At 51.9% G+C, this 25,453-nt stretch carries 18 protein-coding genes and 2 pseudogenes; 19 read left to right on the top strand and 1 reads right to left on the bottom strand.

The features are described 5' to 3' along the window. Positions 1 to 135: 135 nt before the first annotated feature. The 13 genes from hpaG to yjiA all read left to right on the top strand — a co-directional run bounded on the left by hpaG (position 136) and on the right by yjiA (position 14,436). Positions 136 to 1,425: a 4-hydroxyphenylacetate degradation bifunctional isomerase/decarboxylase gene (gene hpaG, locus RTW80_RS09240; protein ID WP_063119364.1), complete on the top strand. Its 1,290-nt coding sequence runs from the start codon at positions 136 to 138 to the stop codon at positions 1,423 to 1,425. Next, complete coding sequence (hpaE, locus tag RTW80_RS09235; protein WP_089642058.1) at positions 1,422 to 2,888, top strand: 5-carboxymethyl-2-hydroxymuconate semialdehyde dehydrogenase; 1,467 nt, start codon at positions 1,422 to 1,424, stop codon at positions 2,886 to 2,888. Before hpaG ends, hpaE begins: the two co-directional genes overlap by 4 nt. A 1-nt stretch (position 2,889) precedes the next feature. Then, the gene (gene hpaD, locus RTW80_RS09230) at positions 2,890 to 3,741 is read left to right on the top strand and encodes a 3,4-dihydroxyphenylacetate 2,3-dioxygenase (protein WP_000516990.1); all 852 of its coding nucleotides are present in this window, start codon (positions 2,890 to 2,892) and stop codon (positions 3,739 to 3,741) included. A 9-nt stretch (positions 3,742 to 3,750) separates the two neighbouring features. Further along, complete coding sequence (locus RTW80_RS09225; RefSeq protein ID WP_001119868.1) at positions 3,751 to 4,131, top strand: 5-carboxymethyl-2-hydroxymuconate Delta-isomerase; 381 nt, start codon at positions 3,751 to 3,753, stop codon at positions 4,129 to 4,131. Positions 4,132 to 4,195: 64 nt separating this feature from the next. Then, on the top strand, positions 4,196 to 4,999 hold the full coding sequence (gene hpaH, locus RTW80_RS09220; protein WP_000459750.1) for a 2-oxo-hept-4-ene-1,7-dioate hydratase: 804 nt from the start codon (positions 4,196 to 4,198) through the stop codon (positions 4,997 to 4,999). Between the two features lie 10 nt (positions 5,000 to 5,009). Beyond that, complete coding sequence (gene hpaI, locus RTW80_RS09215; RefSeq protein ID WP_000431702.1) at positions 5,010 to 5,798, top strand: 4-hydroxy-2-oxoheptanedioate aldolase; 789 nt, start codon at positions 5,010 to 5,012, stop codon at positions 5,796 to 5,798. 174 nt (positions 5,799 to 5,972) lie between these two features. Further along, positions 5,973 to 7,349, top strand: coding sequence for a 4-hydroxyphenylacetate permease (gene hpaX, locus RTW80_RS09210; RefSeq protein WP_312718936.1), 1,377 nt, complete (start codon positions 5,973 to 5,975; stop codon positions 7,347 to 7,349). 9 nt (positions 7,350 to 7,358) lie between these two features. After that, complete coding sequence (gene hpaA / locus RTW80_RS09205; RefSeq protein WP_000332890.1) at positions 7,359 to 8,249, top strand: 4-hydroxyphenylacetate catabolism regulatory protein HpaA; 891 nt, start codon at positions 7,359 to 7,361, stop codon at positions 8,247 to 8,249. 250 nt (positions 8,250 to 8,499) lie between these two features. Further along, positions 8,500 to 10,062 carry a 4-hydroxyphenylacetate 3-monooxygenase, oxygenase component gene (hpaB, locus tag RTW80_RS09200; RefSeq protein WP_063119362.1) on the top strand — a complete coding sequence of 521 codons (1,563 nt, stop codon included), beginning with the start codon at positions 8,500 to 8,502 and terminating at the stop codon, positions 10,060 to 10,062. Between the two features lie 17 nt (positions 10,063 to 10,079). Further along, positions 10,080 to 10,592, top strand: a complete 513-nt coding sequence (locus tag RTW80_RS09195; RefSeq protein WP_001175455.1) for a 4-hydroxyphenylacetate 3-monooxygenase reductase subunit — start codon at positions 10,080 to 10,082, stop codon at positions 10,590 to 10,592. Between the two features lie 392 nt (positions 10,593 to 10,984). Continuing rightward, positions 10,985 to 13,135 (top strand): pyruvate/proton symporter BtsT, encoded by a 2,151-nt coding sequence (gene btsT, locus RTW80_RS09190; protein ID WP_001309197.1) that lies wholly within the window; start codon positions 10,985 to 10,987, stop codon positions 13,133 to 13,135. 130 nt (positions 13,136 to 13,265) lie between these two features. After that, a complete protein-coding gene (locus RTW80_RS09185) occupies positions 13,266 to 13,469 on the top strand; it encodes a YbdD/YjiX family protein (RefSeq protein WP_000467859.1) in 204 nt (67 codons plus the stop codon). 10 nt (positions 13,470 to 13,479) lie between these two features. Then, positions 13,480 to 14,436: a GTPase gene (gene yjiA, locus RTW80_RS09180; protein ID WP_063119361.1), complete on the top strand. Its 957-nt coding sequence runs from the start codon at positions 13,480 to 13,482 to the stop codon at positions 14,434 to 14,436. Between the two features lie 45 nt (positions 14,437 to 14,481). Here yjiA and mrr read toward each other — a convergent pair whose 3' ends face one another. Next, positions 14,482 to 15,396 (bottom strand): adenine/cytosine-specific restriction endonuclease Mrr, encoded by a 915-nt coding sequence (gene mrr, locus RTW80_RS09175; RefSeq protein WP_000217931.1) that lies wholly within the window; start codon positions 15,394 to 15,396, stop codon positions 14,482 to 14,484. Positions 15,397 to 15,583: 187 nt separating this feature from the next. Here mrr and hsdR point away from each other — a divergent pair. The 6 genes and pseudogenes from hsdR to mcrC all read left to right on the top strand — a co-directional run bounded on the left by hsdR (position 15,584) and on the right by mcrC (position 25,432). After that, positions 15,584 to 19,095 (top strand): annotated as a pseudogene (gene hsdR / locus RTW80_RS09170) (type I restriction-modification system endonuclease). A 200-nt stretch (positions 19,096 to 19,295) separates the two neighbouring features. Then, positions 19,296 to 20,885: a type I restriction-modification system methyltransferase gene (gene hsdM / locus RTW80_RS09165; RefSeq protein ID WP_001063204.1), complete on the top strand. Its 1,590-nt coding sequence runs from the start codon at positions 19,296 to 19,298 to the stop codon at positions 20,883 to 20,885. Then, positions 20,882 to 22,276, top strand: a pseudogene (hsdS, locus tag RTW80_RS09160) (type I restriction-modification system specificity subunit). The gene hsdM and the pseudogene hsdS overlap by 4 nt, the downstream one beginning before the upstream one ends. A gap of 227 nt (positions 22,277 to 22,503) precedes the next feature. Further along, a complete protein-coding gene (gene symE, locus RTW80_RS09155; RefSeq protein WP_000132601.1) occupies positions 22,504 to 22,845 on the top strand; it encodes an endoribonuclease SymE in 342 nt (113 codons plus the stop codon). Between the two features lie 161 nt (positions 22,846 to 23,006). Continuing rightward, positions 23,007 to 24,386: a 5-methylcytosine-specific restriction endonuclease subunit McrB gene (gene mcrB, locus RTW80_RS09150; protein ID WP_000443951.1), complete on the top strand. Its 1,380-nt coding sequence runs from the start codon at positions 23,007 to 23,009 to the stop codon at positions 24,384 to 24,386. Next, complete coding sequence (mcrC, locus tag RTW80_RS09145) at positions 24,386 to 25,432, top strand: 5-methylcytosine-specific restriction endonuclease system specificity protein McrC (RefSeq protein WP_000437621.1); 1,047 nt, start codon at positions 24,386 to 24,388, stop codon at positions 25,430 to 25,432. Before mcrB ends, mcrC begins: the two co-directional genes overlap by 1 nt. The last annotated feature ends 21 nt before the right edge of the window (positions 25,433 to 25,453 follow it).

Raw genomic sequence — 25,453 nt, 5'->3', positions numbered from 1 at the left:
TTATTATCTTTAAATGTAAATAGTTTGTTAATTAGATCACATTTGCATCACTTACTTTTGCCAAACTACGCAATCGGGAATAAAAGTAATCATTAACATATTAATGATTAAGATGATCGAATCCGAGGAGTGGTAATGAAAGGCACTATCTTCGCCGTAGCGTTGAACCATCGCAGCCAACTTGATGCATGGCAGGAAGCGTTCCAGCAATCCCCCTACAAAGCCCCGCCTAAAACTGCGGTCTGGTTTATTAAACCGCGCAATACGGTGATTGGTTGCGGTGAACCGATTCCCTTTCCACAGGGTGAAAAGGTACTGAGCGGTGCGACTGTTGCGCTGATTGTGGGAAAAACGGCGACGAAAGTACGTGAAGAAGATGCGGCAGAGTACATCGCCGGATATGCGCTGGCTAACGACGTCAGCCTGCCGGAAGAGAGCTTTTACCGCCCGGCAATCAAAGCAAAATGTCGTGATGGATTCTGCCCCATTGGCGAAACCGTGGCTCTCAGCAATGTCGATAATCTGACCATCTATACCGAGATCAACGGGCGTCCTGCCGATCACTGGAATACCGCCGATTTACAACGTAACGCCGCGCAGTTGCTGAGCGCCCTGAGCGAATTTGTCACACTGAATCCAGGCGATGCCATTCTGCTCGGCACGCCACAGGCGCGCGTGGAAATACAGCCAGGCGATCGCGTTCGTGTTCTCGCAGAAGGTTTCCCGCCGCTGGAAAATCCGGTAGTGGACGAACGTGAAGTGACCACGCGCAAGAGCTTCCCAACGCAGCCACACCCGCACGGCACGCTGTTTGCCCTCGGCCTGAACTACGCCGACCACGCCAGCGAACTGGAATTTAAGCCACCGGAAGAACCGCTGGTGTTCCTGAAAGCGCCAAATACCCTCACTGGCGATAACCAGACCTCCGTGCGTCCAAACAATATTGAATACATGCACTATGAAGCGGAGCTGGTGGTAGTTATTGGCAAACAGGCGCGTAACGTCAGCGAAGCCGATGCCATGGATTATGTCGCGGGCTACACCGTGTGTAACGACTACGCCATTCGCGACTATCTGGAAAACTACTACCGCCCTAACCTGCGGGTAAAAAGCCGCGACGGACTGACGCCGATGCTTTCAACCATCGTGCCGAAAGAGGCGATCCCGGACCCGCATAATCTGACCCTTCGCACCTTCGTCAACGGCGAGTTACGCCAGCAAGGCACCACCGCCGATCTGATCTTCAGCGTGCCCTTCCTGATCGCCTACTTAAGCGAATTTATGACCCTGAATCCGGGCGACATGATCGCCACCGGCACACCAAAAGGCTTATCTGACGTGGTGCCTGGCGATGAAGTAGTGGTGGAAGTAGAAGGCGTGGGCTGCCTGGTGAACCGAATTGTGAGTGAGGAAACAGCGAAATGAAAAAAGTAAATCATTGGATCAACGGCAAAAATGTTGCAGGTAACGACTACTTCCAGACCACCAATCCGGCAACGGGTGAAGTGCTGGCGGATGTGGCCTCTGGCGGTGAAGCGGAGATCAATCAGGCGGTAGCGGCAGCGAAAGAGGCGTTCCCGAAATGGGCCAATCTGCCGATGAAAGAGCGTGCGCGCCTGATGCGCCGTCTGGGCGATCTGATCGACCAGAACGTGCCAGAGATCGCCGCGATGGAAACCGCGGACACCGGCCTGCCGATCCATCAGACCAAAAATGTGTTGATCCCACGCGCTTCCCACAACTTTGAATTTTTCGCGGAAGTCTGCCAGCAGATGAACGGCAAGACCTATCCGGTTGACGACAAGATGCTCAACTACACGCTGGTGCAGCCGGTGGGCGTTTGTGCGCTGGTATCGCCGTGGAACGTACCGTTTATGACCGCCACATGGAAGGTCGCGCCGTGTCTTGCGCTGGGCAATACTGCGGTGCTGAAGATGTCAGAACTCTCCCCGCTGACCGCTGACCGCCTGGGTGAGCTGGCGCTGGAAGCCGGTATTCCGGCGGGCGTGCTGAACGTGGTACAGGGCTACGGCGCAACCGCAGGGGATGCGCTGGTCCGTCATCATGACGTGCGTGCCGTGTCGTTCACCGGCGGTACCGCCACCGGGCGCAACATCATGAAAAACGCCGGGCTGAAAAAATACTCCATGGAACTGGGCGGAAAATCGCCAGTGCTGATTTTTGAAGATGCCGATATTGAACGCGCGCTGGACGCCGCCCTGTTCACCATCTTCTCGATCAACGGCGAGCGCTGCACCGCCGGTTCGCGCATCTTTATTCAGCAAAGCATCTACCCGGAATTCGTTAAACGCTTTGCCGAACGCGCCAACCGTCTGCGCTTGGGCGATCCGAACGATCCGAATACCCAGGTTGGGGCACTTATCAGCCAGCAACACTGGGAAAAAGTCTCCGGCTATATCCGTCTCGGCATTGAAGAAGGCGCAACCCTGCTGGCGGGCGGCCCGGATAAACCGTCTGACCTGCCTGCGCACCTGAAAGGCGGCAACTTCCTGCGCCCAACGGTGCTGGCAGACGTAGATAACCGTATGCGCGTCGCCCAGGAAGAGATTTTCGGGCCGGTCGCCTGCCTGCTGCCGTTTAAAGACGAAGCCGAAGGCTTACGCCTGGCAAACGACGTGGAGTACGGCCTCGCGTCGTACATCTGGACACAGGATGTCAGCAAAGTGTTACGCCTGGCGCGTGGCATTGAAGCAGGCATGGTGTTCGTCAATACCCAGAACGTCCGCGACCTGCGCCAGCCGTTTGGCGGCGTAAAAGCCTCCGGCACCGGGCGTGAAGGCGGTGAGTACAGCTTCGAAGTGTTCGCGGAAATGAAGAACGTCTGCATTTCCATGGGCGACCATCCAATTCCGAAATGGGGAGTCTGATATGGGTAAGTTAGCGTTAGCCGCCAAGATCACGCACGTACCGTCGATGTATCTCTCTGAACTACCAGGAAAAAACCACGGTTGTCGCCAGGGTGCGATCGACGGGCATAAAGAGATCAGCAAGCGTTGCCGGGAAATGGGCGTCGATACCATTATCGTTTTCGACACCCACTGGCTGGTCAACAGTGCTTATCACATCAACTGTGCAGACCATTTTGAAGGCGTCTACACCAGTAACGAACTGCCGCATTTTATTCGTGACATGACCTACAACTACGAGGGCAACCCGGAGTTGGGGCAGCTAATTGCCGATGAAGCCTTAAAGCTCGGCGTGCGGGCAAAAGCGCACAATATTCCCAGCCTGAAACTGGAATACGGCACGCTGGTGCCGATGCGCTACATGAATGAAGACAAGCACTTCAAAGTGGTCTCCATTTCGGCTTTCTGCACGGTTCACGATTTTGCCGACAGCCGCAAGCTGGGCGAAGCGATTCTGAAAGCGATCGAACAGTACGACGGCACCGTGGCGGTCCTTGCCAGCGGTTCGTTATCGCACCGCTTTATTGACGATCAGCGTGCGGAAGAAGGGATGAACAGCTACACCCGCGAGTTCGACCGCCAGATGGACGAGCGCGTGGTGAAGCTGTGGCGCGAAGGCCAGTTCAAAGAGTTTTGCAATATGCTGCCGGAGTACGCCGACTACTGCTACGGCGAAGGCAATATGCACGACACGGTGATGCTGCTGGGGATGCTCGGCTGGGATAAATACGACGGCAAGGTGGAGTTTATTACCGAGCTGTTCCCAAGCTCTGGCACCGGTCAGGTTAACGCTGTTTTCCCGCTGCCCGCGTAAGGACGTTTTATGCCGCACTTTATCGTGGAATGTACTGAAAATATTCGTGAAGAAGCCCGCTTACCTGAGCTGTTTGCCAGTGTTAACACTGCACTGGCGGCAACGGGGATTTTTCCGCTTGGGGGAATACGTAGCCGGGCGCACTGGATCGATACCTGGCAAATGGCTGATGGCAAGCACGATTACGCCTTTGTGCATATGACGCTAAAAATCGGCAGCGGACGCAGTCTGGAAAGCCGTCAGGAAGTAGGAGAAATGCTGTTTGATCTGATTAAAACGCACTTCGCCTCACTGATGGAGAGCCGTTACCTGGCGCTTTCATTTGAGATTGCAGAGCTGCACCCGACGTTGAATTTCAAACAGAACAACGTACACGCGTTGTTTAAATAAATTTGCACCAGCTTCCAGGCCGGATAAGGCGCAGCAGCATCCGGCAATGCCACAGGATATCGCTATGTTCGACAAACACACCCACACCCTGATCGCCCAGCGTCTGGATCAGGCAGAAAAACAGCGCGAACAGATCCGCGCGATCTCGCTGGATTACCCGGAGATCACCATCGAAGACGCCTACGCCGTACAGCGCGAATGGGTTCGCCTGAAGATTGCCGAAGGTCGCACGCTGAAAGGCCACAAAATCGGCCTGACCTCGAAAGCGATGCAGGCCAGCTCGCAAATCAGCGAACCAGATTACGGCGCACTGCTGGACGACATGTTCTTCCACGATGGCAGCGATATCCCGACCGATCGCTTTATCGTGCCGCGCATTGAAGTGGAGCTGGCTTTCGTGCTGGCAAAACCGCTGCGTGGACCAAACTGCACGCTGTTCGACGTTTACAACGCCACGGACTATGTGATCCCGGCGCTGGAGCTGATCGACGCTCGCTGCCACAACATCGATCCGGAAACCCAGCGCCCGCGCAAAGTGTTCGACACCATTTCTGATAACGCCGCCAACGCCGGAGTGATCCTCGGCGGTCGTCCGATCAAACCAGACGAACTGGATCTGCGTTGGATCTCCGCCCTGATGTATCGCAATGGCGTGATTGAAGAAACCGGCGTCGCCGCTGGTGTGCTGAATCATCCGGCAAACGGCGTGGCCTGGCTGGCGAACAAACTCGCACCCTATGACGTACAACTGGAAGCCGGGCAAATCATTCTCGGTGGTTCGTTCACCCGCCCGGTTCCGGCGCGTAAGGGCGACACCTTCCACGTCGATTACGGCAACATGGGTTCCATTAGCTGCCGCTTTGTTTAAGGAGAGAACGATGGAAAACAGTTTTAAAGCGGCGCTGAAAGCAGGCCGCCCGCAGATCGGATTATGGCTGGGGCTGAGCAGCAGCTACAGCGCGGAGTTACTGGCCGGAGCAGGATTCGACTGGTTATTGATCGACGGTGAGCACGCGCCGAATAACGTGCAAACCGTGCTCACCCAGCTACAGGCGATTGCGCCCTACCCCAGCCAGCCGGTAGTACGTCCGTCGTGGAACGATCCGGTGCAAATCAAACAACTGCTGGACGTCGGCACACAAACCTTGCTGGTGCCGATGGTACAAAACGCTGACGAAGCCCGTGAAGCGGTACGCGCCACCCGTTATCCCCCCGCCGGTATTCGCGGTGTGGGCAGTGCGCTGGCCCGAGCCTCGCGCTGGAATCGCATTCCTGATTACCTGCAAAAAGCCAACGATCAAATGTGCGTGCTGGTGCAGATCGAAACGCGTGAGGCAATGAAGAACTTACCGCAGATTCTGGACGTGGAAGGGGTCGACGGCGTGTTTATCGGCCCGGCGGATCTGAGCGCCGATATGGGTTATGCCGGTAATCCTCAGCACCCGGAAGTACAGGCCGCGATTGAGCAGGCGATCGTGCAGATCCGCGAAGCGGGCAAAGCGCCGGGGATCCTGATCGCCAATGAGCAACTGGCAAAACGCTATCTGGAACTGGGCGCGCTGTTTGTCGCCGTCGGCGTTGACACCACCCTGCTCGCCCGCGCCGCCGAAGCGCTGGCAGCACGGTTTGGTGCGCAGGCTACAGCGATTAAGCCCGACGTGTATTAATGCCGGATGCGCTGCGCTTATCCGGCCTACACTCGCACCAAACCGTAGGCCGGATAAGGCGTTTACGCCGCATCCGGCAAAAAGCCGTACCAAATCGCGGACCGGATAAGGCGTTTGTGCGCATCCGCCATAAACCTTGTCGTACCCTACAAAAATCCCATTAGAGGAAGTAAAATGAGCGACACCTCACCTGCCATACCGGAGAGTATCGATCCGGCGAATCAGCATAAAGCGCTGACTGCCGGACAACAGGCGGTTATTAAGAAGCTATTTCGCCGCCTGATCGTCTTTCTGTTCGTGCTGTTTATCTTCTCGTTCCTTGATCGCATCAACATCGGCTTTGCCGGACTCACGATGGGACGCGACCTCGGTCTGAGCGCCACCATGTTTGGCCTCGCTACCACCTTGTTCTACGCCGCTTACGTCATCTTCGGCATTCCCAGCAACATTATGCTGAGTATTGTCGGTGCACGGCGCTGGATCGCCACCATCATGGTGCTTTGGGGCATCGCCTCTACTGCCACCATGTTTGCCACTGGCCCCACCAGCTTATACGTACTGCGTATACTGGTTGGCATTACCGAAGCCGGCTTTCTGCCTGGCATTCTGCTGTATTTAACCTTCTGGTTTCCGGCCTATTTCCGCGCCCGTGCCAACGCCTTGTTTATGGTAGCAATGCCGGTAACGACAGCGTTGGGCTCGATCGTTTCCGGCTACATTTTGTCGCTGGATGGCGTAATGGCATTAAAAGGCTGGCAGTGGCTGTTTTTGCTGGAAGGCTTCCCGTCGGTATTACTCGGCGTCATGGTGTGGTTCTGGCTTGATGACTCACCGGACAAAGCTAAGTGGCTGACGAAAGAAGACAAAAAATGCCTGCAAGAGATGATGGATAACGATCGTCTGACGCTGGTTCAGCCAGAGGGAGCCATCAGCCACCACGCCATGCAACAACGCAGTATGTGGCGGGAGATCTTCACTCCGGTGGTGATGATGTATACCCTGGTGTATTTCTGCCTGACCAACACACTTAGTGCGATCAGCATCTGGACACCGCAGATCCTGCAAAGCTTTAATCAGGGCAGCAGTAATATCACCATCGGCCTGCTGGCCGCCGTACCGCAGATTTGTACCATTCTCGGGATGATCTACTGGAGCCGTCACTCAGATCGCCGCCAGGAACGAAGGCATCACACCGCCCTTCCTTATTTGTTCGCTGCCGCTGGTTGGTTACTGGCTTCGGCAACTGATCACAACATGATCCAGATGCTGGGGATCATTATGGCTTCGACCGGATCATTCAGCGCAATGGCGATTTTCTGGACAACACCGGATCAGTCCATCAGCCTGCGGGCACGAGCGATCGGTATTGCGGTGATCAACGCCACTGGCAACATTGGTTCAGCGTTAAGTCCGTTTATGATCGGCTGGTTGAAAGATCTGACCGGCAGCTTTAACAGTGGATTGTGGTTTGTTGCCACGCTGCTGGTGATTGGTGCGGGGATTATCTGGGCGATTCCAATGCAGTCCTCCCGTCCGCGAGCGACCCCGTAAGGAACGACGATGTGTGACCGTCAGATTGCCAATATTGATATCAGCAAAGAGTACGATGAAAGCCTGGGCACGGACGATGTGCATTATCAGTCGTTCGCCCGCATGGCGGCCTTTTTTGGCCGCCATATGCTGCCACATCGCCACGAACAGTACTTTCAGATGCATTTCCTCAATAGCGGACAGATTGAGCTACAGCTTGACGATCATCGCTACTCGGTGGAAGCGCCCCTGTTTGTCCTGACGCCGCCGTCAGTACCTCATGCGTTTATTACGGAGTCTGATGCTGACGGTCATGTATTGACGGTACGGGAAGATCTGATCTGGCCCCTGCTGGAAGTTCTTTATCCTGGCACTCGGGAAACCTTCGGCCTGCCGGGGATTTGCCTGTCACTGGCAGATAAACCCGACGAACTGGCGGCGCTGGAACACTATTGGCAACTGATAGAGCGGGAATCGGTAGAACAACTGCCTGGACGGGAACACACCCTGACGTTACTGGCACAGGCAGTGTTCACCCTACTGCTGCGTAACGCAAAACTCGACGACCATGCCGCCAGCGGAATGCGCGGAGAATTAAAACTGTTCCAGCGTTTTCATATGCTTATTGAAAGCCATTTTCATCAGCACTGGACAGTACCGGATTACGCTAACGAACTGCATATCACCGAATCACGCCTCACGGACATCTGCCGCCGCTTTGCCAACCGTCCGCCAAAACGGTTGATTTTCGACAGGCAGCTACGAGAAGCCAAGCGGCTGCTGCTGTTTTCTGATAACGCCGTGAACAATATTGCCTGGCAACTCGGTTTTAAGGATCCGGCTTATTTTGCGCGCTTTTTTAATCGCTTAGTCGGTTGCTCGCCCAGTGCTTATCGTGCCAAAAAAGTACCTGTGACGTGAAATTCCCTTAGCCTTAACGGGAAACCAGGCACCACCTGCTATTCCCCTTTCTCCGCCTGGAGCAAGGGGATTTAGTAACGTTAAAAATCGCTAAAAGCGACCTCGATCACAAAACCGTACCCGACCTGAAAAGTACCAGCCATTGTCCCAAAAGTCTCTTCCCGTAATCGCCCCTGCAAGCTTCAATTGAATAACAAAAACAACACACAAAATTAACAATCGTATTCCGATTAATACTGTAGAGGTCGATATGAAACCAGAAGATTTCCGCGCCAGTACCCAACGTCCGTTCACCGGGGAAGAGTATCTGAAAAGCCTGCAGGATGGTCGCGAGATCTATATCTATGGCGAGCGAGTGAAAGACGTCACCACTCATCCGGCATTTCGTAATGCGGCAGCGTCTGTTGCCCAACTGTACGACGCGCTACACAAACCGGAGATGCAGGACTCTCTGTGTTGGAACACCGACACCGGTAGCGGCGGCTATACCCATAAATTCTTCCGCGTGGCGAAAAGTGCCGACGACCTGCGCCAGCAACGCGACGCCATCGCTGAGTGGTCACGCCTGAGCTATGGCTGGATGGGCCGTACCCCAGACTACAAAGCCGCTTTCGGTTGCGCACTGGGCGCGAATCCGGGCTTTTACAGTCAGTTCGAGCAGAACGCCCGTAACTGGTACACCCGTATTCAGGAAACTGGCCTCTACTTTAACCACGCGATTGTTAACCCACCGATCGATCGTCATTTGCCGACCGATAAAGTGAAAGACGTTTACATCAAGCTGGAAAAAGAGACTGACGCCGGGATTATCGTCAGCGGTGCGAAAGTGGTTGCCACCAACTCGGCGCTGACTCACTACAACATGATTGGCTTCGGCTCGGCACAAGTGATGGGCGAAAACCCGGACTTCGCACTGATGTTCGTTGCGCCAATGGATGCCGATGGCGTGAAATTAATCTCCCGCGCCTCTTATGAGATGGTCGCGGGTGCTACCGGCTCGCCGTACGACTACCCGCTCTCCAGCCGCTTCGATGAGAACGATGCGATTCTGGTGATGGATAACGTGCTGATCCCATGGGAAAACGTGCTGATCTACCGCGATTTCGATCGCTGCCGTCGCTGGACAATGGAAGGCGGTTTTGCCCGTATGTATCCGCTGCAAGCCTGTGTGCGCCTGGCAGTGAAATTAGACTTCATTACGGCACTGCTGAAAAAATCACTCGAATGTACCGGCACCCTGGAGTTCCGTGGTGTGCAGGCCGATCTCGGTGAAGTGGTGGCGTGGCGCAACACCTTCTGGGCATTGAGTGACTCGATGTGTTCAGAAGCGACGCCGTGGGTCAACGGGGCTTATTTACCGGATCATGCCGCACTGCAAACCTATCGCGTACTGGCACCAATGGCCTACGCGAAGATCAAAAACATTATCGAACGCAACGTTACCAGTGGCCTGATCTATCTCCCTTCCAGTGCCCGTGACCTGAACAATCCGCAGATCGACCAGTATCTGGCGAAGTATGTGCGCGGTTCGAACGGTATGGATCACGTCCAGCGCATCAAGATCCTCAAACTGATGTGGGACGCCATTGGCAGCGAATTTGGTGGTCGTCACGAGCTGTATGAAATCAACTACTCCGGTAGCCAGGATGAGATTCGCCTGCAGTGTCTGCGCCAGGCACAAAGCTCCGGCAATATGGACAAGATGATGGCGATGGTTGATCGCTGCCTGTCGGAATACGACCAGAACGGCTGGACTGTGCCGCACCTGCACAACAACGACGATATCAACATGCTGGATAAGCTGCTGAAATAACGCAGCAGGAGGTTAAGATGCAATTAGATGAACAACGCCTGCGCTTTCGTGACGCGATGGCCAGCCTGTCGGCAGCGGTAAATATTATCACCACCGAGGGCGACGCCGGACAATGCGGGATTACGGCAACGGCTGTCTGCTCGGTCACGGATACACCACCGTCGCTGATGGTGTGCATTAACGCCAACAGTGCGATGAACCCGGTTTTTCAGGGCAACGGTAAGTTGTGCGTCAACGTCCTCAACCATGAGCAGGAACTGATGGCACGCCACTTCGCGGGCATGACAGGCATGGCGATGGAAGAGCGTTTTAGCCTCTCATGCTGGCAAAAAGGTCCGCTGGCGCAGCCGGTGCTGAAAGGTTCGCTGGCCAGTCTTGAAGGAGAGATCCGCGATGTGCAGGCGATTGGCACACATCTGGTGTATCTGGTGGAGATTAAAAACATCATCCTCAGTGCAGAAGGTCACGGACTTATTTACTTTAAACGCCGTTTCCATCCGGTGATGCTGGAAATGGAAGCTGCGATTTAAGCTCCAGCCCCTTCACGCATTCGTCGAAGGGGTATTTTTATTGTGATCTCAATCACATATCCACCCGATGAATAATTCTTGCCCAACCGCTCACCGCCATTCCTGACCGCTTACATCCCTAAAATAACCACTCAGTTATTTACCTTACTTTACGCGCGCGTATCTCTGGCAACATCACTGCAGGATAGCGGTCAATTTACCTCCTCAAACGCAACGCAAACCTAGAACGGCTTCGGCCTATGATTAACAAATTACTCTATGGATTTTGGTTTGCAGGAAGGCAGCAAGTGAGTGAATCCCCGGGAGCTTGCAACAGTAAGTGACAGGGGTGAACGAACGCAGCTGCCGCACCTGTAAGCCAAAAGACGACGAGTAAAATGCCAGGTTTTACTATGGATACGAAAAAACTATTCAAGCACATACCCTGGGTGATTCTCGGAATCATCGGTGCATTCTGCCTCGCGGTAGTTGCATTACGTCGGGGGGAGCACGTCAGCGCCCTGTGGATCGTGGTCGCCTCTGTGTCGGTGTATCTGGTGGCGTATCGCTACTACAGTCTGTACATCGCCCAGAAGGTGATGAAACTCGACCCCACGCGCGCGACGCCTGCGGTTATTAACAACGACGGTCTGAACTACGTTCCGACCAACCGTTACGTGTTGTTTGGTCACCACTTCGCCGCTATCGCCGGTGCTGGTCCGCTGGTCGGTCCGGTTCTCGCCGCACAGATGGGCTACCTGCCTGGCACGCTGTGGCTGCTGGCGGGGGTAGTACTGGCCGGTGCGGTTCAGGACTTTATGGTGCTGTTTATCTCCTCTCGCCGTAACGGCGCATCTCTCGGTGAGATGATAAAAGAAGAGATGGGACCAGTACCGGGGACTATCGCGCTGTTTGGCTGTTTCTTAATCATGATCATCATCCTTGCCGTCCTGGCGCTGATTGTGGTTAAAGCCCTGGCCGAAAGTCCGTGGGGTGTCTTCACCGTTTGCTCAACCGTACCGATTGCGCTGTTTATGGGTATCTACATGCGCTTTATCCGTCCGGGGCGTGTGGGTGAAGTCTCTGTCATTGGTATCGTGCTGCTGGTTGCCTCTATCTACTTCGGTGGCGTGATTGCTCACGATCCGTACTGGGGTCCGGCACTGACCTTTAAAGACACCACCATTACCTTCGCGCTGATTGGCTATGCGTTTGTTTCCGCATTGCTGCCGGTGTGGCTGATCCTCGCACCGCGCGACTATCTGGCAACCTTCCTGAAAATCGGCGTTATCGTCGGCCTGGCGCTGGGTATCGTGGTGCTGAACCCGGAACTGAAAATGCCTGCAATGACCCAGTACATTGACGGTACTGGCCCGCTGTGGAAAGGCGCTCTGTTCCCGTTCCTGTTCATCACCATCGCCTGTGGTGCGGTATCTGGCTTCCACGCGCTGATCTCTTCCGGTACGACGCCGAAATTGCTGGCTAACGAAACCGACGCGCGTTTCATTGGCTACGGCGCAATGCTGATGGAATCCTTCGTGGCGATTATGGCGCTGGTTGCTGCGTCCATCATCGAACCGGGTCTTTACTTCGCGATGAATACCCCGCCTGCTGGCCTTGGCATCACCATGCCTAACCTGCATGAAATGGGTGGCGAGAACGCGCCGATCATCATGGCGCAGCTGAAAGACGTTACCGCACACGCGGCGGCGACCGTCAGCTCCTGGGGCTTCGTGATTTCGCCAGAGCAGATCCTGCAAACCGCGAAAGACATTGGTGAGCCTTCTGTCCTGAACCGTGCAGGTGGCGCGCCGACGCTGGCGGTAGGTATCGCTCACGTGTTCCACAAAGTGCTGCCGATGGCTGACATGGGCTTCTGGTATCACTTCGGTATTCTGTTCGAAGCCCTGTTCATCCTGACCGCGCTGGATGCGGGTACTCGTTCTGGCCGCTTTATGCTGCAAGACCTGCTGGGTAACTTCATCCCGTTCCTGAAAAAAACCGACTCTCTGGTTGCCGGTATCATCGGTACTGCGGGCTGTGTGGGTCTGTGGGGCTACCTGCTGTATCAGGGCGTGGTCGATCCGCTGGGCGGCGTTAAGAGCCTGTGGCCGCTGTTCGGTATTTCCAACCAGATGCTGGCAGCCGTAGCGCTGGTACTGGGCACCGTTGTGCTGATTAAGATGAAGCGCACCCAATACATCTGGGTAACTGTTGTTCCGGCTGTATGGCTGCTTATCTGCACCACCTGGGCGCTGGGTCTGAAACTGTTCAGCACCAACCCGCAGATGGAAGGCTTCTTCTACATGGCAAGCCAGTACAAAGAGAAGATTGCTAACGGTACTGACCTGACGGCGCAGCAGATTGCCAACATGAACCACATCGTTGTGAACAACTACACCAACGCAGGCCTGAGTATTCTGTTCCTGATTGTGGTGTACAGCATCATCTTCTACGGTTTCAAAACCTGGCTGAAGGTGCGTAACAGCGACAAACGTACTGACAAAGAAACTCCGTACGTTCCAATCCCGGAAGGCGGCGTGAAGATCTCTTCGCACCACTAACCGGTTGCCGGATGCGCTGCGCGTATCCGGCCTACAAAGTGTCTATCGTAGGCCGGATAAAGCGTTTACGCCGCATCCGGCAAATCCCTAGCCCGGACCTTCCGGGCTTTACGCATATCTGGAAGGCAAAATGTTTGGTAACTTAGGACAGGCAAAAAAATATCTCGGCCAGGCGGCGAAGATGTTGATTGGCATTCCAGACTACGACAACTACGTCGAGCATATGAAGACCAACCATCCCGACAAGCCGTACATGAGCTATGAAGAATTCTTCCGCGAACGCCAGAACGCGCGCTACGGCGGCGATGGTAAAGGCGGTATGCGCTGTTGTTAATGGAGAGAGCATGAACCCGATTGCAGTTACCCTACTCACCGGTTTTTTAGGCGCAGGCAAAACCACCCTGCTGCGCCATATTCTTAATGAACAGCACGGCTACAAAATTGCCGTGATTGAAAACGAATTCGGCGAAGTCTCTGTTGATGATCAACTGATTGGCGACCGCGCCACGCAGATCAAAACGCTGACCAACGGCTGCATCTGTTGTTCGCGCTCCAACGAGCTGGAGGACGCGCTACTCGACCTGCTGGACAATCTCGACAAGGGCAATATTCAGTTCGACCGTCTGGTCATTGAATGCACCGGCATGGCCGATCCCGGCCCGATTATTCAGACCTTTTTCTCCCATGAAGTTTTATGCCAGCGTTATCTGCTGGACGGCGTGATTGCGCTGGTGGATGCGGTACATGCCGGTGAGCAGATGAACCAGTTCACCATCGCCCAGTCACAGGTTGGCTACGCCGACCGCATTCTGCTGACCAAAACCGACGTCGCAGGCGAAGCAGAAAAACTGCATGAACGCCTGGCGCGCATCAACGCCCGCGCACCGGTCTACACCGTCACCCACGGCGACATCGCTCTGGGCCTGCTGTTCAACACCAACGGTTTTATGCTGGAAGAAAACGTCGTCAGCACCAAACCGCGTTTCCACTTTATCGCAGATAAACAAAACGATATTTCGTCGATTGTGGTGGAACTGGATTACCCGGTAGATATCAGCGAAGTTTCCCGCGTGATGGAAAACCTGCTGCTGGAGTCGGCGGATAAACTGCTACGTTACAAAGGGATGCTGTGGATTGACGGCGAACCTAACCGCCTGCTGTTCCAGGGCGTCCAGCGCCTCTACAGCGCCGACTGGGACAGGCCGTGGGGCGATGAAAAACCGCATAGCACGATGGTGTTTATCGGGATCCAGCTGCCGGAGGAAGAGATTCGGGCTGCGTTTGCGGGGTTGAGGAAGTAAGGGGTTATGGGCCGGATAAGGCGCAGCCGCATCCGGCCTGATATTTCACTCAAAATAGTCCATATCCAGTTTCGGCACCTTCAACAAACGTGAAGAAACCCCTACTTCGTTTTCGATCATTAAGTGCACCAGGCGTTCCCCATCAACCAACACCATACCCTCGACGGATTGGGCAAAGTCACGCGCCTGAGAAGTAAATCCAGAAGTGGTAATAAACACCCCACGTTTCGCTTTTTGCCCAGCCAGTGCGCCGTAAAATGCCTGTAATTCTGGCCTGCCTACAGTATTCTGCCAACGTTTTGCCTGAACATAAACTTTCTCCAGGCCAAGTTTATCAAGCGATATCACACCATCGATGCCACCATCTCCAGTACCGCCAACACGCTGCAAATCATCACGGTGGCCGCCATACCCCAGGCGATGCAAAACATCCAGAACAATGACTTCAAAGCGCGAAGGAGAAACCTGCAATAAGTTTTCCAGAACCTCATCAGCCACCGCATCACGAAGCTCTTTTAGCGCCTGATCTAACCGATCGTCCGGGCTGCTCTTTGCAAGTTCTTCATGATCGGGAGAGTCGGCTTTCGGATCTAAATCGACGGCATCCGGCCGTGACTTAAGTTTGACATTCACAAAAGCGAAGGCCAGATGGTTCGTCTCCTGCTCCGTCATTGGCTGGGGATGAGACGCAACCCAGTCAAAACCCGCAGGAGTCAGGCACCATTTGCCACGCGACAAACTTTGCGACAACCCGGCACGTTTTAAACGGTCATGCGCCCAGCCTGCACGATTTTTATAAACAAGTTGTCCGCTGGTAATGACTTTCGCTCGCTGGCTGTCATCCAGTCCTAATGCATCCGCGGCAGCCTCATGAACATCACGCGCGGCTGCACCTTCCGGTTTTGTTGCCAGATAACGCAGAACAGGTTCAATAAATTTGTCATAGGTAGGAACCGTCATAGTACATCCTTGCAGAATCAGGTAGATGTTTTTCGGCTACTATAGCACTACAAAAATAGACGAACACGTTAGAAATGAGTCAGTTGCTGTGACCGTGGTCATTGCCCGGAAAGGTACAGAAAGCTAAGATGAGATGTTATGGGCCTTAAATATTTGGACAGGCCCGCACAGCAATGGATTAATAACAATGATGAATAAATCCAATTTTGAATTCCTGAAGGGCGTCAACGACTTCACTTATGCCATCGCCTGTGCGGCGGAAAATAACTACCCGGATGATCCCAACACGACGCTGATTAAAATGCGTATGTTTGGCGAAGCCACAGCGAAACATCTTGGTCTGTTACTCAACATCCCCCCTTGTGAGAATCAACACGATCTCCTGCGTGAACTCGGCAAAATCGCCTTTGTTGATGACAACATCCTCTCTGTATTTCACAAATTACGCCGCATTGGTAACCAGGCGGTGCACGAATATCATAACGATCTCAACGATGCCCAGATGTGCCTGCGACTCGGGTTCCGCCTGGCTGTCTGGTACTACCGTCTGGTCACTAAAGATTATGACTTCCCGGTGCCGGTGTTTGTGTTGCCGGAACGTGGTGAAAACCTCTATCACCAGGAAGTGCTGACGCTAAAACAACAGCTTGAACAGCAGGTGCGAGAAAAAGCGCAGACTCAGGCAGAAGTCGAAGCGCAACAGCAGAAGCTGGTTGCCCTGAACGGCTATATCGCCATTCTGGAAGGCAAACAGCAGGAAACCGAAGCGCAAACCCAGGCTCGCCTTGCGGCACTGGAAGCACAGCTCGCCGAGAAGAACGCGGAACTGGCAAAACAGACCGAACAGGAACGTAAGGCTTACCACAAAGAAATTACCGATCAGGCCATCAAGCGCACACTCAACCTTAGCGAAGAAGAGAGTCGCTTCCTGATTGATGCGCAACTGCGTAAAGCAGGCTGGCAGGCCGACAGCAAAACCCTGCGCTTCTCCAAAGGCGCACGTCCGGAACCCGGCGTCAATAAAGCCATTGCCGAATGGCCGACCGGAAAAGATGAAACGGGTAATCAGGGCTTTGCGGATTATGTGCTGTTTGTCGGCCTCAAACCCATCGCGGTGGTAGAGGCGAAACGTAACAATATCGACGTTCCCGCCAGGCTCAATGAGTCGTATCGCTACAGTAAATGTTTCGATAATGGCTTCCTGCGGGAAACCTTGCTTGAGCACTACTCACCGGATGAAGTGCATGAAGCAGTGCCAGAGTATGAAACCAGCTGGCAGGACACCAGCGGCAAACAACGGTTTAAAATCCCCTTCTGCTACTCGACCAACGGGCGCGAATACCGCGCAACAATGAAGACCAAAAGCGGCATCTGGTATCGCGACGTGCGTGATACCCGCAATATGTCGAAAGCCTTACCCGAGTGGCACCGCCCGGAAGAGCTGCTGGAAATGCTCGGCAGCGAACCGCAAAAACAGAATCAGTGGTTTGCCGATAACCCTGGCATGAGCGAGCTGGGCCTGCGTTATTATCAGGAAGATGCCGTCCGCGCGGTTGAAAAGGCAATCGTCAAGGGGCAACAAGAGATCCTGCTGGCGATGGCGACCGGTACCGGTAAAACCCGTACGGCAATCGCCATGATGTTCCGCCTGATCCAGTCCCAGCGTTTTAAACGCATTCTCTTCCTTGTCGACCGCCGTTCTCTTGGCGAACAGGCGCTGGGCGCGTTTGAAGATACGCGTATTAACGGCGACACCTTCAACAGCATTTTCGACATTAAAGGGCTGACGGATAAATTCCCGGAAGACAGCACCAAAATTCACGTTGCCACCGTACAGTCGCTGGTGAAACGCACCCTGCAATCAGATGAACCGATGCCGGTGGCCCGTTACGACTGTATCGTCGTTGACGAAGCGCATCGCGGCTATATTCTCGATAAAGAGCAGACCGAAGGCGAACTGCAGTTCCGCAGCCAGCTGGATTACGTCTCTGCCTACCGTCGCATTCTCGATCACTTCGATGCGGTAAAAATCGCTCTCACCGCCACCCCGGCGCTACATACTGTGCAGATTTTCGGCGAGCCGGTTTACCGTTATACCTACCGTACCGCGGTTATCGACGGTTTTCTGATCGACCAGGATCCGCCTATTCAGATCATCACCCGCAACGCGCAGGAGGGGGTTTATCTCTCCAAAGGCGAGCAGGTAGAGCGCATCAGCCCGCAGGGAGAAGTGATCAATGACACCCTGGAAGACGATCAGGATTTTGAAGTCGCCGACTTTAACCGTGGCCTGGTGATCCCGGCGTTTAACCGCGCCGTCTGTAACGCACTCACCAATTATCTTGACCCGACCGGATCGCAAAAAACGCTGGTCTTCTGCGTCACCAATGCCCATGCCGATATGGTGGTGGAAGAGCTGCGTGCCGCGTTCAAGAAAAAGTATCCGCAACTGGAGCACGACGCGATCATCAAGATCACCGGTGATGCCGATAAAGACGCGCGCAAAGTGCAGACCATGATCACCCGCTTCAATAAAGAGCGGCTGCCCAATACCGTGGTAACCGTCGACCTGCTGACGACCGGCGTCGATATTCCGTCGATCTGTAATATCGTGTTCCTGCGTAAAGTACGCAGCCGCATTCTGTACGAACAGATGAAAGGCCGCGCCACGCGCTTATGCCCGGAGGTGAATAAAACCAGCTTTAAGATTTTTGACTGTGTCGATATCTACAGCACGCTGGAGAGCGTCGACACCATGCGTCCGGTGGTGGTGCGCCCGAAGGTGGAACTGCAAACGCTGGTCAATGAAATTACCGATTCAGAAACCTATAAAATCACCGAAGCGGATGGCCGCAGTTTTGCCGAGCACAGCCATGAACAACTGGTGGCGAAGCTCCAGCGTATCATCGGTCTGGCCACGTTTAACCGTGACCGCAGCGAAACGATAGATAAACAGCTGCGTCGTCTGGATGAGCTATGCCAGGACGCGGCGGGCGTGAACTTTAACGGCTTCGCCTCGCGCCTGCGGGAAAAAGGGCCGCACTGGAGCGCCGAAGTCTTTAACAAACTGCCTGGCTTTATCGCCGTCTGGAAAAGCTGAAAACGGACATCAACAACCTGAATGATGCGCCGATCTTTCTCGATATCGACGATGAAGTGGTGAGTGTAAAATCGCTGTACGGTGATTACGACACGCCGCAGGATTTCCTCGAAGCCTTTGACTCGCTGGTGCAACGTTCCCCGAACGCGCAACCGGCATTGCAGGCAGTTATTAATCGCCCGCGCGATCTCACCCGTAAAGGGCTGGTCGAGCTACAGGAGTGGTTTGACCGCCAGCACTTTGAGGAATCTTCCCTGCGCAAAGCATGGAAAGAGACGCGCAATGAAGATATCGCCGCCCGGCTGATTGGTCATATTCGCCGCGCTGCGGTGGGCGATGCGCTGAAACCGTTTGAGGAACGTGTCGATCACGCGCTGACGCGCATTAAGGGCGAAAACGACTGGAGCAGCGAGCAATTAAGCTGGCTCGATCGTTTAGCGCAGGCGCTGAAAGAGAAAGTGGTGCTCGACGACGATGTCTTCAAAACCGGCAACTTCCACCGTCGCGGCGGGAAGGCGATGCTGCAAAGAACCTTTGACGATAATCTCGATACCCTGCTGGGCAAATTCAGCGATTATATCTGGGACGAGCTGGCCTGACACGTATACACTTCATCCTTCAGGCTGCCTCTGCGTTGGCTGCGCTCGTTCACCCCGGTCACGTACTTCTGTACGCTCCCGGGGATTCACTCACTTGCCGCCTTGATGCAACCTGAATGATTTTGTGTATATTACCCTCGGCAATTTCTTCTTCTGCGGCTCGATGAATTTGGGCCGCTGCTTAATTTACGGAACTCACAATGAACAATAACGATCTGGTCGCGAAGCTGTGGAAGCTGTGCGACAACCTGCGCGATGGCGGCGTTTCCTATCAAAACTACGTCAATGAACTCGCCTCGCTGCTGTTTTTGAAAATGTGTAAAGAGACCGGTCAGGAAGCGGAATACCTGCCGGAAGGTTACCGCTGGGATGACCTGAAATCCCGCATCGGCCAGGAGCAGTTGCAGTTCTACCGAAAAATGCTCGTGCATTTAGGCGAAGATGACAAAAAGCTGGTACAGGCAGTTTTTCATAATGTTAGTACCACCATCACCGAGCCGAAACAAATAACCGCACTGGTCAGCAATATGGATTCGCTGGACTGGTACAACGGCGCGCACGGTAAGTCGCGCGATGACTTCGGCGATATGTACGAAGGGCTGTTGCAGAAGAACGCGAATGAAACCAAGTCTGGTGCAGGCCAGTACTTCACCCCGCGTCCGCTGATTAAAACCATTATTCATCTGCTGAAACCGCAGCCGCGTGAAGTGGTGCAGGACCCGGCGGCAGGTACGGCGGGCTTTTTGATTGAAGCCGACCGCTATGTTAAGTCGCAAACCAATGATCTGGACGACCTTGATGGCGACACGCAGGATTTCCAGATCCACCGCGCGTTTATCGGCCTCGAACTGGTGCCCGGCACCCGTCGTCTGGCACTGATGAACTGCCTGCTGCACGATATTGAAGGCAACCTCGACCACGGCGGCGCAATCCGTCTGGGCAACACTCTGGGTAGCGACGGTGAAAACCTGCCGAAGGCGCATATTGTCGCCACTAACCCGCCGTTTGGCAGCGCCGCAGGCACCAACATTACCCGCACCTTTGTTCACCCGACCAGCAACAAACAGTTGTGCTTTATGCAGCATATTATCGAAACGCTGCATCCCGGCGGTCGTGCGGCGGTGGTGGTGCCGGATAACGTGCTGTTTGAAGGCGGCAAAGGCACCGACATTCGTCGTGACCTGATGGATAAGTGTCATCTGCACACCATTCTGCGTCTGCCGACCGGTATTTTTTACGCTCAGGGCGTGAAGACCAACGTGCTGTTCTTTACCAAAGGGACGGTGGCGAACCCGAATCAGGATAAGAACTGTACCGATGATGTGTGGGTGTATGACCTGCGTACCAATATGCCGAGTTTCGGCAAGCGCACACCGTTTACCGACGAGCATTTGCAGCCGTTTGAGCGCGTGTATGGCGAAGACCCGCACGGTTTAAGCCCGCGCACTGAAGGTGAATGGAGTTTTAACGCCGAAGAGACGGAAGTTGCCGACAGCGAAGAGAACAAAAACACCGACCAGCATCTTGCTACCAGCCGCTGGCGCAAGTTCAGCCGTGAGTGGATCCGCACCGCAAAATCCGATTCGCTGGATATCTCCTGGCTGAAAGATAAAGACAGTATTGATGCCGACAGCCTGCCGGAGCCGGATGTATTAGCGGCAGAAGCGATGGGCGAACTGGTACAGGCGCTGTCTGAACTGGATGCGCTGATGCGTGAACTGGGGGCGAGCGATGAGGCCGATTTGCAGCGTCAGTTGCTGGAAGAAGCGTTTGGTGGGGTGAAGGAATGAGTGCGGGGAAATTGCCGGAGGGGTGGGTTATCGCCCCAGTATCTACGGTCACAACTCTAATCCGAGGAGTAACGTATAAAAAAGAGCAGGCAATAAATTATCTAAAAGATGATTATTTGCCTCTTATCCGTGCGAACAATATTCAGAATGGCAAGTTTGATACTACGGACTTGGTTTTTGTTCCTAAAAATCTTGTTAAAGAAAGTCAAAAAATATCTCCTGAAGATATTGTTATTGCAATGTCATCAGGGAGCAAATCCGTAGTTGGTAAATCCGCACATCAGCATCTACCATTTGAATGTAGTTTCGGCGCATTTTGCGGTGTATTACGTCCTGAAAAACTTATATTTTCTGGTTTTATTGCTCATTTCACAAAATCTTCTCTTTAACGAAACAAAATTTCATCACTTTCTGCTGGTGCAAATATTAATAATATTAAGCCGGCAAGCTTTGATTTGATAAATATACCAATCCCACCACTTGCCGAACAAAAAATCATCGCTGAAAAACTCGATACGCTGCTGGCGCAGGTAGACAGCACCAAAGCACGTTTTGAGCAAATCCCACAAATCCTGAAACGTTTTCGTCAAGCGGTATTGGGGGGCGCAGTTAATGGAAAATTGACAGAAAAATGGCGTAATTTTGAGCCGCAACATTCTGTATTTAAGAAGTTAAATTTTGAATCTATCTTAACTGAATTACGTAATGGTCTTTCATCAAAGCCAAATGAAAGTGGTGTTGGTCATCCAATACTACGCATTAGTTCTGTACGTGCTGGCCATGTAGATCAAAACGATATTCGGTTTCTAGAATGTTCAGAAAGTGAACTAAACCGCCACAAATTACAAGATGGAGATCTTTTATTTACTCGCTATAACGGAAGTTTAGAATTTGTTGGTGTTTGTGGGTTATTGAAAAAATTACAACATCAAAATTTGCTATATCCTGATAAACTTATTCGAGCTCGATTAACCAAAGATGCTTTACCAGAATATATCGAAATATTTTTTTCATCCCCCTCAGCACGAAATGCAATGATGAACTGCGTGAAAACAACTTCTGGTCAAAAAGGTATTTCAGGAAAAGATATCAAATCCCAAGTTGTTTTATTACCTCCAGTAAAAGAACAAGCCGAAATCGTTCGCCGCGTCGAGCAACTCTTCGCCTACGCCGACACCATAGAAAAACAGGTCAACAACGCCTTAGCCCGCGTCAACAACCTGACGCAATCCATCCTGGCAAAAGCGTTCCGTGGTGAACTTACCGCCCAGTGGCGGGCCGAAAACCCGGATTTGATCAGCGGAGAAAACAGCGCCGCCGCGTTGCTGGAAAAAATCAAAGCTGAACGCGCAGCTAGCGGGGGTAAAAAAGCCTCACGTAAAAAATCCTGAACATTATTTTCTGGCGCACCTTTCCGGTGCGCTTTTTATTATTTCACGCCAATCATAACCCACATAAATATATTTAAATCATTCCAGAAATTGCCCATTTTATTCTATTTTTAGCTGGACTTTCCCCATATTTACTGATGATATATACAGGTATTTAGCGCGGTGCGGATGTGCACCAACACACCCGCATCGCTAATCACAATCACTATTCCTGGAGAATAGCAGTTATGACTGACACGCATTCTATTGCACAACCGTTCGAAGCAGAAGTCTCCCCGGCAAATAACCGTCATGTCACCGTCGGTTATGCGAGTCGCTACCCGGATTACAGCCGTATTCCCGCCATCACCCTGAAAGGTCAGTGGCTGGAAGCCGCCGGTTTTGCCACTGGCACGGCGGTAGATGTCAAAGTTATGGAAGGCTGTATTGTCCTCACCGCCCAACCACCCGCCGCCGAGGAGAGCGAACTGATGCAGTCGCTACGCCAGGTGTGCAAACTGTCGGCGCGTAAACAAAAGCAGGTGCAGGCGTTTATTGGAGTGATTGCCGGTAAACAGAAAGTCGCGTAACAGCGTTTACTCCCGGTTAACCACCGGGAGCCTTCCACTGACTCAATAGAAACTTTCCCCCTCAGTAAATATTTACCAGTCTGATTTTGCAGTAAAAATCTATTGTTTCAGTACGTTGCGAAAGCGATAATAGAGGCTTAGCAATGAGGAAGGCATATCTTATGGAATCTATTCAACCCTGGATTGAAAAATTTATTAAGCAAGCACAGCAACAACGTTCGCAATCCACTAAAGATTATCCAACGTCTTACCGTAACCTGCGAGTAAAATTGAGTTTCGGTTATGGTAATTTTACGTCTATTCCCTGGTTTGCATTTCTTGGAGAAGGTCAGGAAGCTTCTAACGGTATATATCCCGTTATTCTCTATTATAAAGATTTTGATGAGTTGGTTTTGGCTTATGGTATAAGCGACACGAATGAACCACATGCCCAATGGCAGTTCTCTTCAGACATACCTAAAACAATCGCAGAGTATTTTCAGGCAACTTCGGGTGTATATCCTAAAAAATACGGACAGTCCTATTACGCCTGTTCCCAAAAAGTCTCACAGGGTATTGATTACACCCGATTTGCCTCTATGCTGGACAACATAATCAACGACTATAAATTAATATTTAATTCTGGCAAGAGTGTTATTCCACCTATGTCAAAAACTGAATCATACTGTCTGGAAGATGCGTTAAATGATTTGTTTATCCCTGAAACCACAATAGAGACGATACTCAAACGATTAACCATCAAAAAAAATATTATCCTCCAGGGGCCGCCCGGCGTTGGAAAAACCTTTGTTGCACGCCGTCTGGCTTACTTGCTGACAGGAGAAAAGGCTCCGCAACGCGTCAATATGGTTCAGTTCCATCAATCTTATAGCTATGAGGATTTTATACAGGGCTATCGTCCGAATGGCGTCGGCTTCCGACGTAAAGACGGCATATTTTACAATTTTTGTCAGCAAGCTAAAGAGCAGCCAGAGAAAAAGTATATTTTTATTATAGATGAAATCAATCGTGCCAATCTCAGTAAAGTATTTGGCGAAGTGATGATGTTAATGGAACATGATAAACGAGGTGAAAACTGGTCTGTTCCCCTAACCTACTCCGAAAACGATGAAGAACGATTCTATGTCCCGGAGAATGTTTATATCATCGGTTTAATGAATACTGCCGATCGCTCTCTGGCCGTTGTTGACTATGCCCTACGCAGACGATTTTCTTTCATAGATATTGAGCCAGGTTTTGATACACCACAGTTCCGGAATTTTTTACTGAATAAAAAAGCAGAACCTTCATTTGTTGAGTCTTTATGCCAAAAAATGAACGAGTTGAACCAGGAAATCAGCAAAGAGGCCACTATCCTTGGGAAAGGATTCCGCATTGGGCATAGTTACTTCTGCTGTGGGTTGGAAGATGGCACCTCTCCGGATACGCAATGGCTTAATGAAATTGTGATGACGGATATCGCCCCTTTACTCGAAGAATATTTCTTTGATGACCCCTATAAACAACAGAAATGGACCAACAAATTATTAGGGGACTCATAGTGGAACAGCCCGTGATACCTGTCCGTAATATCTATTACATGCTTACCTATGCATGGGGTTATTTACAGGAAATTAAGCAGGCAAACCTTGAAGCCATACCCGGTAACAATCTTCTTGATATCCTGGGGTATGTATTAAATAAAGGGGTTTTACAGCTTTCACGCCGAGGGCTTGAGCTTGATTACAATCCTAATACCGAGATCATTCCTGGCATCAAAGGGCGAATAGAGTTTGCTAAAACAATACGCGGCTTCCATCTTAATCATGGGAAAACCGTCAGTACTTTTGATATGCTTAATGAAGACACGCTGGCTAACCGAATTATAAAAAGCACATTAGCCATATTAATTAAGCATGAAAAGTTAAATTCAACTATCAGAGATGAAGCTCGTTCACTTTATAGAAAATTACCGGGCATTAGCACTCTTCATTTAACTCCGCAGCATTTCAGCTATCTGAATGGCGGAAAAAATACGCGTTATTATAAATTCGTTATCAGTGTCTGCAAATTCATCGTCAATAATTCTATTCCAGGTCAAAACAAAGGACACTACCGTTTCTATGATTTTGAAAGAAACGAAAAAGAGATGTCATTACTTTATCAAAAGTTTCTTTATGAATTTTGCCGTCGTGAATTAACGTCTGCAAACACAACCCGCTCTTATTTAAAATGGGATGCATCGAGCATATCGGATCAGTCACTTAATTTGTTACCTCGAATGGAAACTGACATCACCATTCGCTCATCAGAAAAAATACTTATCGTTGACGCCAAATACTATAAGAGCATTTTTTCACGACGAATGGGAACAGAAAAATTTCATTCGCAAAATCTTTATCAACTGATGAATTACTTATGGTCGTTAAAGCCTGAAAATGGCGAAAACATAGGGGGATTATTAATATATCCCCACGTAGATACCGCAGTGAAACATCGTTATAAAATTAATGGCTTCGATATTGGCTTGTGTACCGTCAATTTAGGTCAGGAATGGCCGTGTATACATCAAGAATTACTCGACATTTTCGATGAATATCTCAAATAAGCGGTAAGTTTTATAGAAAAT

The organism is Escherichia sp. AM3, assembly GCF_032029835.1.
In the GTDB taxonomy this organism is placed as follows: domain Bacteria; phylum Pseudomonadota; class Gammaproteobacteria; order Enterobacterales; family Enterobacteriaceae; genus Escherichia; species Escherichia coli.
This window is presented reverse-complemented; position numbering and strand designations above follow the sequence as displayed.

Bases quoted from the DNA above. Each gene is read 5' to 3' on its own strand.
- hpaG (WP_063119364.1), top strand. From the start codon at position 136: ATGAAAGGCACTATCTTCGCCGTAGCGTTGAACCATCGCAGCCAACTT.
- hpaE (WP_089642058.1), top strand. From the start codon at position 1,422: ATGAAAAAAGTAAATCATTGGATCAACGGCAAAAATGTTGCAGGTAAC.
- hpaD (WP_000516990.1), top strand. From the start codon at position 2,890: ATGGGTAAGTTAGCGTTAGCCGCCAAGATCACGCACGTACCGTCGATG.
- RTW80_RS09225 (WP_001119868.1), top strand. From the start codon at position 3,751: ATGCCGCACTTTATCGTGGAATGTACTGAAAATATTCGTGAAGAAGCC.
- hpaH (WP_000459750.1), top strand. From the start codon at position 4,196: ATGTTCGACAAACACACCCACACCCTGATCGCCCAGCGTCTGGATCAG.
- hpaI (WP_000431702.1), top strand. From the start codon at position 5,010: ATGGAAAACAGTTTTAAAGCGGCGCTGAAAGCAGGCCGCCCGCAGATC.
- hpaX (WP_312718936.1), top strand. From the start codon at position 5,973: ATGAGCGACACCTCACCTGCCATACCGGAGAGTATCGATCCGGCGAAT.
- hpaA (WP_000332890.1), top strand. From the start codon at position 7,359: ATGTGTGACCGTCAGATTGCCAATATTGATATCAGCAAAGAGTACGAT.
- hpaB (WP_063119362.1), top strand. From the start codon at position 8,500: ATGAAACCAGAAGATTTCCGCGCCAGTACCCAACGTCCGTTCACCGGG.
- RTW80_RS09195 (WP_001175455.1), top strand. From the start codon at position 10,080: ATGCAATTAGATGAACAACGCCTGCGCTTTCGTGACGCGATGGCCAGC.
- btsT (WP_001309197.1), top strand. From the start codon at position 10,985: ATGGATACGAAAAAACTATTCAAGCACATACCCTGGGTGATTCTCGGA.
- RTW80_RS09185 (WP_000467859.1), top strand. From the start codon at position 13,266: ATGTTTGGTAACTTAGGACAGGCAAAAAAATATCTCGGCCAGGCGGCG.
- yjiA (WP_063119361.1), top strand. From the start codon at position 13,480: ATGAACCCGATTGCAGTTACCCTACTCACCGGTTTTTTAGGCGCAGGC.
- mrr (WP_000217931.1), bottom strand. From the start codon at position 15,396: ATGACGGTTCCTACCTATGACAAATTTATTGAACCTGTTCTGCGTTAT.
- hsdM (WP_001063204.1), top strand. From the start codon at position 19,296: ATGAACAATAACGATCTGGTCGCGAAGCTGTGGAAGCTGTGCGACAAC.
- symE (WP_000132601.1), top strand. From the start codon at position 22,504: ATGACTGACACGCATTCTATTGCACAACCGTTCGAAGCAGAAGTCTCC.
- mcrB (WP_000443951.1), top strand. From the start codon at position 23,007: ATGGAATCTATTCAACCCTGGATTGAAAAATTTATTAAGCAAGCACAG.